13 protein-coding genes are annotated in these 14,515 nt (G+C 71.5%); 6 read left to right on the top strand and 7 right to left on the bottom strand.

All coding sequences use genetic code 11. The features are described 5' to 3' along the window. The first annotated feature begins 72 nt into the window (after positions 1 to 72). Complete coding sequence (locus AB0H78_RS21435) at positions 73 to 870, top strand: hypothetical protein (protein ID WP_363236103.1); 798 nt, start codon at positions 73 to 75, stop codon at positions 868 to 870. 25 nt (positions 871 to 895) lie between these two features. Here AB0H78_RS21435 and AB0H78_RS21440 read toward each other — a convergent pair whose 3' ends face one another. Beyond that, positions 896 to 1,789 (bottom strand): alpha/beta fold hydrolase, encoded by an 894-nt coding sequence (locus AB0H78_RS21440; RefSeq protein WP_363236104.1) that lies wholly within the window; start codon positions 1,787 to 1,789, stop codon positions 896 to 898. Positions 1,790 to 1,869: 80 nt separating this feature from the next. On the opposite strand from AB0H78_RS21440, the gene AB0H78_RS21445 reads away from it, so the two are divergent. Then, complete coding sequence (locus AB0H78_RS21445; RefSeq protein ID WP_363236105.1) at positions 1,870 to 2,418, top strand: RNA polymerase sigma factor; 549 nt, start codon at positions 1,870 to 1,872, stop codon at positions 2,416 to 2,418. Further along, entirely contained in the window at positions 2,415 to 2,882 is a 468-nt protein-coding gene (locus AB0H78_RS21450; protein ID WP_363236106.1) for a hypothetical protein, read from the top strand. The genes AB0H78_RS21445 and AB0H78_RS21450 overlap by 4 nt, the downstream gene beginning before the upstream one ends. Here the strand turns inward: AB0H78_RS21450 and AB0H78_RS21455 are convergent. Next, entirely contained in the window at positions 2,848 to 3,762 is a 915-nt protein-coding gene (locus AB0H78_RS21455; protein WP_363236107.1) for an alpha/beta hydrolase, read from the bottom strand. The two genes, AB0H78_RS21450 and AB0H78_RS21455, sit on opposite strands and share 35 nt — an antisense overlap. A 103-nt stretch (positions 3,763 to 3,865) precedes the next feature. Between AB0H78_RS21455 and AB0H78_RS21460 the strand changes: the two genes are divergently transcribed. Further along, positions 3,866 to 4,168, top strand: a complete 303-nt coding sequence (locus AB0H78_RS21460) for an NIPSNAP family protein (protein ID WP_363236108.1) — start codon at positions 3,866 to 3,868, stop codon at positions 4,166 to 4,168. Positions 4,169 to 4,178: 10 nt separating this feature from the next. Here the strand turns inward: AB0H78_RS21460 and AB0H78_RS21465 are convergent, their stop codons facing one another. The 5 genes from AB0H78_RS21465 to AB0H78_RS21485 all read right to left on the bottom strand — a co-directional run bounded on the left by AB0H78_RS21465 (position 4,179) and on the right by AB0H78_RS21485 (position 12,883). Further along, the gene (locus tag AB0H78_RS21465) at positions 4,179 to 8,063 is read right to left on the bottom strand and encodes an Ig-like domain-containing protein (protein WP_363236379.1); all 3,885 of its coding nucleotides are present in this window, start codon (positions 8,061 to 8,063) and stop codon (positions 4,179 to 4,181) included. A gap of 183 nt (positions 8,064 to 8,246) precedes the next feature. After that, the gene (locus AB0H78_RS21470; RefSeq protein WP_363236380.1) at positions 8,247 to 10,121 is read right to left on the bottom strand and encodes a glycoside hydrolase family 97 catalytic domain-containing protein; all 1,875 of its coding nucleotides are present in this window, start codon (positions 10,119 to 10,121) and stop codon (positions 8,247 to 8,249) included. Between the two features lie 166 nt (positions 10,122 to 10,287). Beyond that, the gene (locus AB0H78_RS21475) at positions 10,288 to 11,484 is read right to left on the bottom strand and encodes a lysophospholipid acyltransferase family protein (RefSeq protein WP_363236109.1); all 1,197 of its coding nucleotides are present in this window, start codon (positions 11,482 to 11,484) and stop codon (positions 10,288 to 10,290) included. Next, complete coding sequence (locus AB0H78_RS21480; RefSeq protein WP_363236110.1) at positions 11,481 to 12,308, bottom strand: phosphatidate cytidylyltransferase; 828 nt, start codon at positions 12,306 to 12,308, stop codon at positions 11,481 to 11,483. Before AB0H78_RS21480 ends, AB0H78_RS21475 begins: the two co-directional genes overlap by 4 nt. After that, on the bottom strand, positions 12,305 to 12,883 hold the full coding sequence (locus tag AB0H78_RS21485; RefSeq protein ID WP_363236111.1) for a CDP-alcohol phosphatidyltransferase family protein: 579 nt from the start codon (positions 12,881 to 12,883) through the stop codon (positions 12,305 to 12,307). The genes AB0H78_RS21480 and AB0H78_RS21485 overlap by 4 nt, the downstream gene beginning before the upstream one ends. Before the next feature lie 68 nt (positions 12,884 to 12,951). Here AB0H78_RS21485 and AB0H78_RS21490 point away from each other — a divergent pair, with 68 nt between their 5' ends. After that, complete coding sequence (locus tag AB0H78_RS21490; protein ID WP_363236112.1) at positions 12,952 to 13,485, top strand: GNAT family N-acetyltransferase; 534 nt, start codon at positions 12,952 to 12,954, stop codon at positions 13,483 to 13,485. An 82-nt stretch (positions 13,486 to 13,567) separates the two neighbouring features. After that, on the top strand, positions 13,568 to 14,404 hold the full coding sequence (locus tag AB0H78_RS21495) for a helix-turn-helix transcriptional regulator (protein WP_363236113.1): 837 nt from the start codon (positions 13,568 to 13,570) through the stop codon (positions 14,402 to 14,404). The last annotated feature ends 111 nt before the right edge of the window (positions 14,405 to 14,515 follow it).

A 14,515-nucleotide genomic window follows, 5' to 3' on the forward strand; every position in this document is an offset into this window, starting at 1 on the left:
TTGACTCATGCTTGGTTGGCGGTATCCGCCGAGGGGGGCGAGGAGGGGATGCCATGGTTATGATCTCGGACCATGCCTGATCTGCCCAACTTTCACAGCGCCACCATCAATGCGATAGTCGACCACGTCGGCCGTGCGACTCTGCCCTTTCACCGCGCTCACCAGGACGATCGCCACGCGACCGCCTTCTGGTTCAACGAGTTGGTGGAGACCGTTGGCGATGGCGAAGTCGTCCGCCAGTACCTTGTGACGGCCGGCGAGCCGGCGAGGGCCGAGATCGCCGAGTTCACGCTCCGGGCCGCGCTGTGCTCACCGCAGATGAGCGCGCAGAAGCTGATGATGGTCGACTTCGCCGAGGGGTGGACTCACCTCGACGGATTGGGCGTCGCGGTCATGTCCACCGTAGGGCTGCATGCGCACGGGGAGCGCAAGGGGTGGTCCTGGACGACCGACGAGGTCACCGACGGCATCACCGCGACAGAGGAGGATGTCGACGGCCTGGGCGAAGGGCCGGTTGCCGCCTACCTGCTCGGTCATGTCACTGATGAGGGAACGACCGACCGTGAGCAGGCCGTCGTCGTCGGCGAGGTCGTGCGCGACGGCAGCGGTGTCCGCTGGGCAGGCAAACTGCCGCAAGGGTGTGTCGGCGCACCGGTGTTCATCGGGGCCGGGCTGGGTGGGCAGAGTTTCAAACTGGTCTGCATCGGGGTTGCGTTGCCCGGAGGCGATCATCACCCGATCGCGACCTTCGACCGTATCCGCACTGCCCTGCGCGCCCTTGCCCCGGACGTCGCGGCAGCGCCACAGACGATCGGGCAGAAGCCTCCGTCGGGGGCACCGAAGCGTCGATGGTGGCGTCGGAGCCGCTGACGTTTCGACCCGCCGATGGTCGTGATCAGGCGGCCTTCGGTACGTGCCGGGCCAGGAAGTCCCGTATCAGCTCCGCGATTTCAGGAGCGTGCGTCTCCAGGGCGAAGTGGCCCGAGGGGAGCAGGTGGATCTCCGCCTGGGGGAGGTCCTTGCGGAAGGCCTCCGCTCCTGCGGGGATGAACACCTCGTCGTGCCTGCCCCAGGTGGCCAGCAGGGGGATCTGGCTCGTGCGGAAGTACTCCTGGAAGGCCGGGTAGAGCTCGAAGTTGCTGCCGTAGTCGGCTATAAGGTCCAGCTGGATTTCGCGCTGGCCCTCGCGGGACATCTGGGCCGCGTCGTGGTGCCAGGCGTCGGGGTCGAGGAGTGTGGCGTACTGGGGCGGGACTCCGTTCGTGTACTGCCACTTGATGCCTTCCAGCGTGCTGATCTGGCTCACCGCCTCCTCCGTCTCCGGTGTGCGGTTCGCGATCAGGGCGCGGACCGGGGCCCAGGCGTCCTGGCCGAGGCCCTCCGTGTAGGCGTTGCCGTTCTGGGTGATGATCGCCGTGATGCGCTCGGGGTGGGCGAGGGCCAGGCGCAGGCCTATGGGGGCGCCGTAGTCCTGGATGTAGAGGGCGAAGCGGGTCAGGTTCAGGTGGGTGGTGAAGTCCGCTGTCAGCTGGGCCAGTTCGGCGAAGGTGTACGGGAATTCCTTCGCCGACGGGGTCGCCGAGTGGCCGAAGCCGATGTGGTCGGGCGCGATGACGCGGTAGCGGTCGGCCAGGCGCGGGATGAGGTCGCGGAACATGTACGAGCTCGTCGGGAAGCCGTGCAGGAGGAGGAGCACCGGGGCGTCCGCCGGGCCGGCCTCGCGGTAGAAGATCTCGTGGCCGTCGACCGTCGCCGTGCGGTGGTGGATGCGCTGTTCCGTCGTCTTCATGGGGAGAGTTCACCATGGGGTGAACTAACCTGTCAATGTTGTTTTAGAGGTTAGGTGTTGGGTCTTGTAGGTTGGTCGTGATGGGGGACTCCTTGGCGCCTTGGGACGCGGCCGCTCCGCTGGTGCGCGCGGCGCAGCGCGGTGACGCCCTGGCCATGGACGATCTGCTGGAGCTCGTCACGCCCTACGTACGGCGGCTCTGCGCGCCCATTGCCCCGCGCGACACCGCCGATGCCGTACAGGAAGCGCTGATCGCCGTCTTCCGGGGGGTGCGGGGCGTGCGTGATCCGCAGGCTTTCTATGGGTGGGTCCGGGCCGTGAGCGTGCGGGAGGCCGTGCGGGTCGCCCGGCGGGGTGCGGGTGAGGTTGTGCTGGCGGATGGGGGCGACGTTGCTCGGCTGGTGGAGCTCGCGGGGAGCGGGTGGAGCGGGTGGGGTGATGAACTCGGCGTTGATGTGCGGGACTTGCTCGCGCGTTTGCCCGTGCGGCATCGCGCCGTGCTGGTGTTGAGGGAGGTCGAAGGGCTTGACGAGCGGGCCGTCGCCGCGATCCTCGGCGTACCCGAGGGGACCGTGAAGTCCCGTCTGCACCGGGCCCGTTCGGCCTTCAGGAAAGCGTGGGTGCGATGAGCGGTGGTGTGAGGGGTACGGATTCCGTCGGCCGGTTGCGGGTCGTGGCCGCCGGGTTGCGCGCGCCGTTGTATGCGGAGGCTCGCATCGAGCTTCCGTATGAGCAGGTGTGGGGCGTTGTGGCCGATCTGGAAGGGGAGCTGCCTCATCTCCTTTCGTTTGTACGGGAGTTCCGGGTGGCTCCCGGTGACAGCGAGCGCAAGGCCGCGGTCGCCGTCGATGCTGTCGGGCTGCGCGGGGACTTCGAGGTGCGGCTGGCTCCTGGGTGGTGCCTCATGCAGTCCCGGCTGGTGACCATGGGGATGGCGGCCGTGGAGGAGGACGGCGGGACGCGGTTCGCGGTGTGCGGGGCCTTGCGGCCCGCCGCCCTCGGGCCCCTGCAGCGCGCCTACCGGCGGGTGCTCGGGGCGCGCCGGGCCCGGCAGTTCTTCAGCGAAGTGGAGCGGCGGGCCGCCCTGCGGTGAGCCGGCGGAAGGCCTCCGCCACCCGGTCGGGGCACTCCTCGGGGAGGTGGCCGCCCGCGCCGGGGACTGTCTCCACGGCCAGGTCGTCCGCCAGGGGTGTGCCTTGGAGCAGGGCCGGCGGGATCACCGGGTCGAGCTCGCCGCCCAGGACCAGGGTCGGGACGGTGAGGCGGGTGCGGCGGTGCGTGCCCCGGAAGCCGGCGGGGATGTCGCGCAGTACGTACTGCCAGAACAGGGACTGGCCCGCGTGGGCCGAGCGTTGCGTGGACTCGGCGTACTCCGTCAGGTCGGACGGGCGCCAGACCGACGGTGCGTCCGGTGTCGCCCGGCGCAGCAAGTAGCGGGTGAGGGAGGGGACATGGCGCAGCACCAGGCGGCCCAGCACCGGGTACTCGATCAGCGCCGTGAACCACATCCGCCAGAGGTTGGGGAGTACGTGGCGGTGTTCCGTCCAGGGGTGGGTCATGTTCAGGGCCAGATATGCGGTGACGCGGGCGGGTGCCTGCTGGCACAGGCGGAAGCCCACCCCCGCACCCCAGCTATGGGCGATCAGCGCCGTGCGGTCCAGGGCCAGCGCGTCGAGCAGCGCCAGGATGTCGGAGGCCAGGCTGTCCGTGTCGTAACCCCTCTTCGGCTGTTCCGACCAGCCGAAACCGCGCAGGTCCACGCAGATCAGGCGGTGGTCGGGGGAGAGGAGCGGGGCCAGTCCGCGCCAGGCGTACCAGTGCTGGGGGAAGCCGTGGAGCAGGACTACCGGGGTGCCGCTGGGCGGGCCGAACTCAGCCGTGTGCAGACGGACTTCGCCCGCCTGGATCCAGTGGTGGCGTGCGCCTTCCACGTGCGGCATGGGGCGGTCGCTGACGGGTGGCATGGAGTGCATGGGGTTCCCTTCGTCTGACGGTGGCGTTCTCGGTCCGTCAGGAGTCGGGCCGGCCTGCGAAGGTTCCCTCGGGTTCTGGATTCCTCGGAATTAGGGTGGGCGCATGATCACCATTCATCTGAAGTACGAGATCGACCCCGACCGGATCGCGGATTTCGAGGAGTACGGCCGCCGATGGGTCGGTCTCGTCAACCGGTTCGGCGGCACGCACCTCGGTTACTTCCTGCCGAGCGAGGGCGACAGCGACATCGCCTACGCGCTGTTCACCTTCCCGAGCTTCGCGCTGTACGAGCAGTACCGCGCCGACAGCATGAACGACCCCGAGTGCCAGGAGGCCTTCGAGCTGGCGCAGCGGACCCGGTGCATCAAGCGGTACGAGCGGAGGTTCCTGCGGCCCCTCCAATGAGCGCCGCGCCTCAGTGCCGGCCTCGCGTGCGCGCCGTCACCGCGATCACTCCCAGGCCCGCCGCGACCGAACCCAGCGCGGCCAGCAGCAGCGCCCAGTAGCCGGTCCGCTGACCGGTGTCCGCCAGTGGGCCGTGTCCGTGTCCGTGCCCGTGCCCGGTCGCATCCGGGGACGGGGTGTGCGGGGGCTGGTCGGTGGGGGTGGGTGTGTGGGTGGGCGGCGCGGTCGGTGAAGGGGTCGGGGACGGTGAGGGGGTCGGCGGCGGCGTCGGGGTCGCGTCGATCTCCACCGTGACCAGTGCCGTCGCGCAGACGTCCGGGGCGTTCGTGCTGCAGCGGCGGTACGTGAACGAGTCCTCGCCGGTGAAGCCCGGCAGCGGCGTGTAAATCGCCTGCCCGGAACGGAATTCGACCGTTCCCCGGGTGGGCGGCTGGGCGAGCACCGCCTCATCCGCGTCGCCCACGTCGTTGGCGCCGACCGCGATCGTGACCGGCTTGCCCTCCGTGGTCCTGGCCCGGTCGACGGCGAGCTTCGGTACGACGGTGATCAGGACGGACGCACGGGCGGTGAGCGCCGCCTCGCGCGCTCCCAGCAGCCTGGGCTTTGCGGCCCGCAGCGAGGTGGTGGCGCCGCTGACCTCGTAGACCAGGCTGTCGGTGCCCGTCCAGGTGCCGGTCGGGGTGTACCGGATCCTGCCGTCCGCCAGGACGATCGCCGTGCCGTGCTCCGGCGCCGTGACGATCAGGGGGACCGAGTCCGGTGCGACGCCGATGTCGTTGGCGGTCGCGTCGACCGTCACCGGGTCGGTCGCCGTGGTCGTCACCGCGGCGCCGTTGGCGAGCGGGGCCACCCAGATCAGCACCTCCGCCTCGGCGCAGACCGCCGGGGCGGAGGTGCTGCACGCGCGGTACGTGAAGGAGTCGGTGCCCGCGAAACCGTCGGCGGGGACGTAGACGAAGTCCGACGACGTGAGCTGCACACTTCCGTGGGCGGGCTGAGCGATCGCGGTGACGGTGGGGTCCGTCCCGGTGATCACGTGGTCGAAGGAGAGATGCGCGCCCTGGCCGGCGGTGGTCGCGATGCGTCCCGGTGCGGCGAGCGGCCTTACGGCGACGGTGACTTGAGCCGTGTCGCAGATGGCGCCGTCACAGCTGGTGACGGCGAAGACGTCGCTGCCGATGAAGCCGGCGTTGGGTGTGTAGGTCACGGCGCCGGTGGTCGCGTCGATGCTTCCCGTACCGTTCGCGGCCTGTGCGGTGATGCTGTACGCGACCGGCCTGCCGCTGGTGCTCGCCGCGGTCACCATGCCGGTCAGGGGCTGGTCGACGGTGCCCTCCAGCGCGGTGCCGGAGGCCCGTACCCGAGTGGGCGCGCCGACGGCGATCGTCAGGGTGGCGGTGGTGCACAAATTAGTGCCGTCCGTGGTGCAGCGCCGGTAGACGAGGGAGTCCTCGCCGGTGCCGGTCGCGGTGTAGTGGACGGTGCCGTCGTCCGCGACGGTGGCGGTGCCCAGCGTCGGTGGATCGATGATCTCCGCAGGGCCCGCGTCGCCGATGTCGTTGGCGGCGATGTCGAAGACGGCCGCGGTTCCGGAGGTCGCCGTCCCTGCGTCGGCCACCGCGCTCGGGTGGATCAGCACGGTGACCTCCGCGACGGTGCACAGCACCGACGACGTGGCATCGCACACCGAGACGGCGAAGCGGTCCCGGCCCGTCGCTGCCGTATCTCTGGGGGTGTACGTGAAGCTCCCGTCGGCCCCCAGCACCACATCTCCCCGTGCCGGACCGCTCAGGACACTGAACGCGAGGCTCTGCCCGGAGTCCGCAGCGGTCGCGGGCACCTGTGCCGAAACCGGCTGTCCGGCAAGGGTGTCGACGGTCAGCGCGTCGGCCGCCGGGGGCGCCTTCGGCTTCGGCACCACCGTGACCGAGACCTGCGCGGAGACGCAGACGTCGGCGGCGTTCGCACTGCACACCTGGTAGCGGAAGGTGTCGGTGCCGAGGAAGCCCGCGGCGGGGGTGTAGCTGACGCCGCCCTTGCCGTCGAGTACCGCCGTGCCGTTGGCCGGGGGGTCGAGAAGTGTCGGTGCGGTGGCCTGGCCCACGTCGTTGACGGTCAGCGGAACGGTGATTGCCTCCCCCTGGTACGTGGTGGCGGAGACGTCCTGGGTGTACGGAGCGACCGTCAGGGCGGTGGTGGCGTCCGCGCACAGGACCGGGCTGCCGTTGTCGCAGACCCGCGCGGTGAAACGGTCGCGGCCGGTCCAGTCCTGGTCCGGCTGGTAGGTGAAGGTCCCGTCGGGGCGCACGTCCAGGGTTCCGTGCGCGGGCTGGGCGGTCACGGCCCAGCGCAGCTCCTGGCCGTCGTCCGGGTCGGCGGCCGAAAGCGCCCCGAACTGCGGGTTGTTGACGGCTCCCGTCCACTGCTGGTCGCCCGTGGTCGGGGTGCGGTTGACGGGCGGGGCGGGAACCACGGCGGTGGTGACATTGGCCGCTTCGCTGCTGCCGTCGCTGTCCACGGTGGCCGACTGGGTGGTGCTGGTGGTCGCGGAGACCGTATCGGTGAAGGTGCCCGAGGCGGGGGCCGCGGCGGTGACGGTACGGGTGAGCTTCGCGCCCGAGGCGAGCGAGCCGACGCGCCAGGTGGCGGTGGAGCCGCTGAGCGTGCCGCCGTCGGAGAGCTGCACTCCGGTCAGGGCCCCGGGCAGCCGGTCCGTCAGTACCGTGTCGGCCGCCGCGGCGGGCCCCAGATTGCTCAGGGTGAGGGTGTACGTCACGGTGCCGCCCGCGTCCACGGTGGCAGGCCCTGTCTTGGTGGCGACCAGGTCGGCGGTGGTCGGGGTGCGGTCGGTGCATCCGGCGGGCACCGCGTTCGGGTCGACGTCGACCGTGCCGCGCACGGTGTTGGCGACGGCCCCGTTGGCGAGGTCGAAGATCTTCCCCGCGGGCGCCGCCGAGTCCACCAGGACCGGCGAGGCGGGGTCGTCTCCGACGAAGCTGCCCTGGGTGGTGGCGTTGCCGGTGAAGCGGTAGTGGCCGAAACCGGTGACCGAGCGGTTGTTGACCAGGTCCTTGGACGCCAGGAGCCCGCCGACGTCCTGGCGGTAGAAGCCGTTGTTGGTGAAGCGTGACGAACTGAGAAGGATCATCCCGGAGTTGGTGGCTGTGCTGTTGTTGGACCAGTCGCCGCTCAGCTTGATCACGCACTGGTTGGTCAGCGGTGCACCGCTGTTGGTGGTCAGGCCCGCCGCGCTGACCGTGCCCATGTTGACGAAGGTGCCGTTGGATTCGAGAGATCCCGAGACGTCGAGGGTGCCGCCGTTGCGGACACGGCTGCCCTGGTTGAGTGTCAGGTTCTGGAGGGTCGCCGTGCCTTCGTTCTCCAGTACGGCGCCGGTGCCGAGGTTCATGTAGCCGGTACTGGTGAGCGTCCCGCCCGTCGCGTTGTGGAGGTAGCCCGCGCCGTTGACGTTGAAGGAGCCGGTGACGCTGGTGGTGCCTTCGTTGAGCAGCAGGAACGTGGTGCCGACCGAGAGGTACGAGAGGACCGCGCCGCCCCCGGCGGCGACGGCCAGCGTGCCGTTGGGGTTGCTCGCCCAGCTGGGCGCGAAGCGCCCGCCCGAGTCGACGCAGATCAGAGCCCCGGCGGGGTAGGAGCCGAGGCCCCCGGTGAAGTTCCCGGTGCCGGTGATCCGTACGACGCCGGTGGAGTTCAGGTTCAGCGTCGAGCTGTCCGGCCCGGAGATCACCCGGGCCGAGGAGCTCGCGCAGTCGCTCGGATAGTTCGTGATCGGCCGGGCGAGGCCCTCCTGAGGGGCCACGAACAGGCAGGCGGCGGAGGCGACCGTGGTGGCGGCGATCCAGGAGGCGGCCCTTCGGGCCCCGGGGGTGAGCATCACGCGACGGACATTACGGCTCAAAAGGCCGATAAAAGGCTCGCCCTATTTCGGGCGCAACCTGCTGTCACCCGGTTGGCCCGCCGGGGGTGGGGAAGCCGGGGATTGCGAGGAGTCGGGGGTCGCCGAACCGGTGGGACTCGTCGTCCATCGGTTCGGCGGCCCCCGTCCCATGAGCGCGGCTCAGCAGGCGCTGCGCCCCGCGTGCCAGCGGCACGCCACCGCCGCGAAGCCCCCGTCGGCCACCACGTCCACCGCCAGCGTCCCGCCGCCGCGCACCACGTGCGGCGTACGGACCAGGCCGGCCGGGGAGTCGGTCACCGTCTCCACCAGCCACTGGCCGCGGCCGATGGACAGGGGTACGGATGCGGTGCGGGCCGCCCCCGCGTACGTACCGCCGATGAACCAGCGGTCGCCCGCGCGGCGCGCCTCGACCGCGCTCTCGCCGGGGGCCCCGGCGAGCAGCCGGGACTCGTCCCAGACGTTCGGGAGCTGCTCCAGGAAGGTGCGGGCGACCGGGCGTGCGTCGTACGACTCGGGGGTGCCCGCGAGGTTCTGGATGCCCGACTCGAAGAGCACCGACAGGCCCAACTCGCCTGCGTCCGAGCCTGCGTTGGGGCGCTCCGCCCGCTGGAAGGCGCCCGGTGTGAAGTCCATCGAGCCCAGCACGTTGCGGGTGAAGGGGAGCGTCGCCAGGTGCTGCGGGGTGTTCGTCTTCTTCTCCTCGCCGTTGACCCCCTCGAAGCTCATCACCTGCGGCCAGGTGCGCTGCAGGCCCTTGGGGATCGTGGAGCCATGGAAGTTGACCATGAGGTGATGGGCGGCGGTGGCTGCGAGGATCTGGTCGTACCACTGGAACGTCGTCTGCGACTCCGAGTCCATGAAGTCGATCTTGACGCCCTTCACGCCCCACCGCTCCAGCGTCGGCAGCCACTGTTCGCGCTCCTCGGGGGTGTCGAGGTCGCGCTGGTGGATCCAGACGTGGATGCCGACGCCGCGCTCCCGGGCGTAGCGGACCAGCTCCGGGATCCAGCTGTTCTGCTGCCAGTCGGGGTCGGTGACGTCCCACTGTGCGGGGTCGAAGTACCAGCCCGCGTCGACGACCGTGTACGGCCAGTGGCGGGCTGCCGCGTAATCGACGTACGCCTTCTGCTTCTCCAGGCTCTGGCCTGCCGCCTTGCCGCCGGCCAGCCAGGTCCACAGCGCCTTGCCCGGCTTGATCCAGGAGGTGTCGCGGACGCGTGAGGCGGGGGCGAGGTCGTCGGTGAACGTGGACTGCGTGACCGTGGCGAGGTCGCCGGTGATCACCGCGCGCCAGGGGGTGGTGAGGGTGCCGGTGCCCGAGGTGCGGATCGGGGTGCCGTCCCAGAGCTGGATGCCGTACGTCGGGGAGCCGGTGGTGTGGGTGAGGTGGGCGGCGGCGTAGCGGCCGGAGAGGTCGGACTCGGCGATCAGGGCGTAGTCGTCGGCGGACGTCCTGAACAGGCCCTGCATCATGTACTCACCCGTGGGGGCGGTGGTCGCCGCGTACCCCTTGAAGAGGTTCTCGTTGTCCTTGCGGTACGCACCGAGCCAGCCGGCCGCGTCGCCGGGCAGAGTAAAGGCGGAGGTTTCGCGCAGGACGTCTCCGCTGGTCGCGGGGAGGGTGTAGCGGTAGGCGACGCCGTCGGCCGAGACCCGGACGGTGAGGTCGAGGCGGGCGCCGGAAGCGGCTGCGCGGAACCGGAAGCGGGCCTCGTGCATCCGGGTGGAGCGGGTGCGGTCCTTGCCCGCGGTGGTGGTGTACCGCTCGTCGACCTCGCGGTCGCTGCGGCCCAGCAGGGTCAGGCCGCTGGAGAGGTCGGCTCTCTCGGTGACGATGCCGAGCGGCGAGGGCTCCAGGACGGTGCGGCCCTGGCGGGTGACGGCGAGGGTGGGCGTGCCCGTAGCGGGGTCGAGGCCCACCTCGGCGCGGGGGGTGCCCGGGCCGCTGACCGTCCGGCCAGTCTCTCGCGGTGGTGATGCGGCCCGTGCGGTGAGGGAGGTGAGGAGGGTCGCGGCGAGTGCCGCGCAGACCATGAGGGTGAGCAGGCGGATCCGGTGCAGTGACGCCACAGGGGGCTCCCAGGCTCGTATGGATCGATACGTCCGATGACTGGGAGGATGGAGGGGAGTTGAGGGACCGTCAAGACCCTGTGCGGCAGATAGGTCGGATCAATGTGGGCTGAGGGGGCGGGTGTTGGGTTCAGCTCCAGCCGGTCACGATCAGGCCCAGGCCGGTGGCGAAACCGGCGCCGAGGAGGATGAGATAGCGGCCGTAGTAGCGGCGGAAGCGGCGCATCAGCAGGCCGAACGCGGCGAAGAGGAGGCCGACCGCGAGGGTCCTGGTGCCGCGCGCTTTTGCTGCCGCGGGCAGCCAGGCGGAGGGTGCGATGTCGGCGCGGCCGGCCTCGGCTGCGTACACCTTGAAGGGGATGCCGTTCCAGGGTTGGTGGCGGATCGCCGACGCGCCTTCGAGGGTGAGCTCGGCGCGGACCTCCGCGTGCATCCTGGGGGTCGTCAGCGGGGCGGGCAAGTGGACGCCCGATGCGGCCAGTTGGAGGGCCAGGAGGCTGCCCGCCAGGCTGCCTGCGACGGCCGTGAGGGAGAGTTTGAACGCTGCGCGGGGGACCGCCACGCACACTGCCGCGAGGAGGAGTTCGGGCATCAGGGGCCAGCTCAGGGCCTCCGCGAAGGCCCAGGCGAAGGCGAGCGGGAGCGCCCAGCGCGAGGTGACGACCGACGCGACGCGGCGGCGGGTGTGCGAGTCGGGGAGGGGTTCGGATTTCGTACGGGCCGTGAGCGCCGCCACCGCGTCGCGCGCCTCGTCCGGGGTGGCGGAGGAGGGCAGCGGGGCGCCGATCTCGACGCGTACGAACGAGTGGCGCAGCCTGCCGTGCTTGGGCAGCAGGCGGTCCGTGCCGCCGATGCCGACCGGGATCAGCGGGACCCCGGCCTGTTCGGCGAGGAGCAGCGCGCCCCGGTGGAAGGAGCCGACCTCGCCGTCTCGGCCGCGCGTGCCCTCCGGGAAGAGGACCACCGCACCGCCCGACCGCAGGTGCCCGGACATCGCCAGCAGGTCGTCCAGACCGCCGCCCGTACGGCGTACCGGGAACCCCGCCGCCAGGCGCGAGCAGACGCGGCTGCGCCACGGGGAGGCGAACCAGTAGTCGGCCGCCGCACCGATCCTGGGCGCGTGGCGGGCGTCGAGGGCGGCCAGGAGGGCGGCCGTGTCGGCGTGCGAGGAGTGGTTGGCCACCACCACGCAGCCGCCGCGCGGGAGATGGCCGCGCCGCTCGACCCCGCCCGTGAGGGTGAGCGCCAGCTTCCACAGGGCCCGGCGGAGAAAGGCCGGAAGCCGGGAGGAGCGGGTGGGCTTGGTCCGTACGAGAGCCGTTGTCACAGCGTCACCACCATCGCGAGGAGCAGGGCCACCAGGAGGGAGTCGATCCGGTCGAGCAGGCCGCCGAAGCCGGGCAGCCAGCTGCCCGCGTCCTTGACGCCCGCCTCGCGCTTGACCATCGATTCGATGAGATCCCCGCAGATGCAGCCGAGCAGCACCGCCGGCCAAAGCGCGAGGCTGAAGGCGCCAACTGCCCACAGGGCCAGGGCTGTTGCGGCTGCCGCGCCCAGGACGCCCGCCCAGGTCTTGTTGGGGGAGAGCGGGGAGAGGCGGCGGGCGAGCGGGCCGCTGCGGCCAAGTGCCGTACCCCCGCACCAGGCGCCCACGTCGCCCAGCGCCACCGCCAGGCCGACCGCGATCGCGGTGTGCTGCCCCAGTGCCACAAGTCCCGTCAGGGCGACGGGAATCCAGAGCAGTGCGAAGAGCGTACGGGCCGTACGCGTGAAGCCGCGCTCGCCGTCCCCGGAGAGGAGCGAGGGCAGGGCGGCCGCCAGGAGGAGCAGTGCTGCCGCCCGGAGGTCGAGGAGGTCAGGGGCCTGCCAGGCCAGTACGGGCAGCGCCACCGCCCCGGCCGCCAGGACCGCGAGGTCGGCGCGGGGCAGGTCCGTCATGCGTACGTACTCCGCCACCGCGATCACCCCGAGGCCCGCGGCGAGGGCCCAGCCCCCGCCCAGATACAGCGCCCCCAGATACACCGGCGCCGCCAGCGCCCAGGTCCGCCAGCGACGCCGCAGCTCGGCCCGCATCCGGACCTTCGCGGGCAGCGCCGCGACCGCGGCCCCGCTCACGCCGAGCGTGCCCGCGACCACCACGATGGCGCTCATCGCTCGTCCAACTCCCGCCACAGCCAGGCCAGTCGGAGCACGGCGGTGAGCGCGGAGCCGGCGGCGACGACGGCCAGCGCCGGCACCGCCCAGCCCGTGGCCGCCGCGATCACGACGAGGAGGCAGCGCTCCGTCTTGCCGACGGGGCCGCCGTTGCGGCGCGGGGCGCCCGCCGCCGCGCCCGCCAGGGAGACCCAGGAGGGGAGCGTCGCCGCGAGGGCGGCGACCGCGACCAGCCAGAGCGGTGCCAGCGCCAGGAAACCCGCGATGACCACCAAGTCGGCTGCCCGGTCGCCGAGTTCATTGAGCACGGAGCCGCGCCGGGTCGTGCGCCCGGTGTCGCGGGCGAGCGCTCCGTCGAGGTTGGCGAAGGCGAGCCGCGCCGCGAGGAGAACGGCGACCGGGAGGGCCGCGTACGGAACGGGCAGCCAGGCCAGCGAGGCTGCCGCGCCCGCCGCGCACACCACGCCGGCGGCGGTGAGCGTGTCCGGGGACACCTCGCGGCGGGCGAGTGCGCCGCGGATGCCGGAGAGGCGGGCGGCGTACCAGGGCTTGAGGGCGTATAGGCCGTTCATGGGTGTCACTCTGCTGCGGGCGGGCGCCGGGCGAATCGGCATGCGTACTCAGACCGGGTCTGAGTACCGTGGAACCCGTGATCGTCACCGTGCACACCGCTGATCTGGATTCCGCCGAACTCGCCGCGATCCGGGCGCTGTTGGACGCCGCATTCGGCGGGGACTTCAGCGATCACGACTGGGACCATGCGCTGGGCGGCAGCCACGCCCTCATCAGGGACGCGGACGGAATCGCCGCCCACGGCAGCGTGGTCCGGCGCAGGGTGCTGCACGCGGGCCACGCGTACCGCGTCGGGTACGTGGAGGCGGTGGCGGTACGTGCCGACCGCCGCCGGCAGGGCCTGGGCGGCCGGATCATGGCGGCGCTGGAACAGGTCGTCGACACCACGTACGACTTCGGCGCCCTCTCCGCGTCGGACGAGGGCGCCGCGCTGTACGCGGGCCGGGGCTGGCAGGTGTGGCCCGGGCGGCTCGGGGCGCTGGGGCCCGAGGGCGTCGTACCGCTCCCTGAGGAGGAGGGCTCGACGTACGTACGGCCGCTCACCTGCGACCCGGCCACCGCGCCGCTGCTCTTCGACTGGCGCGACGGCGACGTCCTCTGACGCGCACCGTCGTCCCGCGCCGGGGCTATCAGGGGACCGGCACTCCCTGGATAGACCTGGTGTTCCGGTCCATGCTGGAGGTGTGGACCGAGACGAACTCGCGCACTTCCTGCGCCGCTGCCGTGCCCGCCTGGAACCTTCCGACGTGGGCCTGGCCGCCGGTGCCCGCCGCCGTACGCAAGGGCTGCGGCGCGAGGAGGTCGCCCAGCTGACCGGCATGTCGGTGGACTACTACACCCGCCTGGAGCAGGCCCGCGGCTCCCGCCCCTCCCGCCAGATGCTCACCGCGCTGGCCCGCGCCCTGCGGCTGAGCGAGGACGAACGCGACCACCTCTTTCACCTCACGGGGGAGGAGCCGCCGCGCGAGACGGACTCCTCGCTCCATGTGCGCCCCGGCCTGATGATGATCCTCGACCGGCTGCACGACGCGCCCGCGCAGGTGATGAGCGACTGGGGCCAGGTGCTGGCCATGAACCGGATGGCGATGGCGCTCACCGGGGAGACCGAGCCCGGCCACAACATCATCCGGCGGTACTTCACCGATCCGGCGGGCCGTGTGCTCGCCCCGCCGGAGGACCGGGAGTGGCACGCCCGCAGCCATGTGGCCCAGCTCCGCGCGGTGCTCGCCGCCCGGCCGCAGGATCCGGGTCCTGTCGGCCTCGTCGCCGAACTGCGCGCCGCCAGCGCGGAGTTCGCGGCGCTCTGGGAGGAGCACGAGGTGGCGGTACGGCGCTCGGCGGTCAAGCGCTTCGTGCACCCGGTGGTGGGGGTCCTGGAGCTGGACTGCGAGGTGCTGGCCGTGGCCGAGCGCGGTCAGAATCTGATCGTGCACTCGGCGCGGCCGGGCACGGAGGCGTACGAGAGGCTGCAGCTGCTGCGGGTGGTGGGGCTGCAGGACTTCAGCCCGCAGCTGCCGTGATCCTCTGATCTCGTGATCTGCGGACTTGTGAATCCGCAGGTCAGGGCGGTCTCTTCATGATCTCCGTCTCAGATAGTAGGAAGTCCGAGTATTTGTAGAGACAGACCGGCC

It is taken from the genome of Streptomyces sp. NPDC050738 (genome assembly GCF_040654175.1).
In the GTDB taxonomy this organism is placed as follows: Bacteria; Actinomycetota; Actinomycetes; order Streptomycetales; family Streptomycetaceae; genus Streptomyces.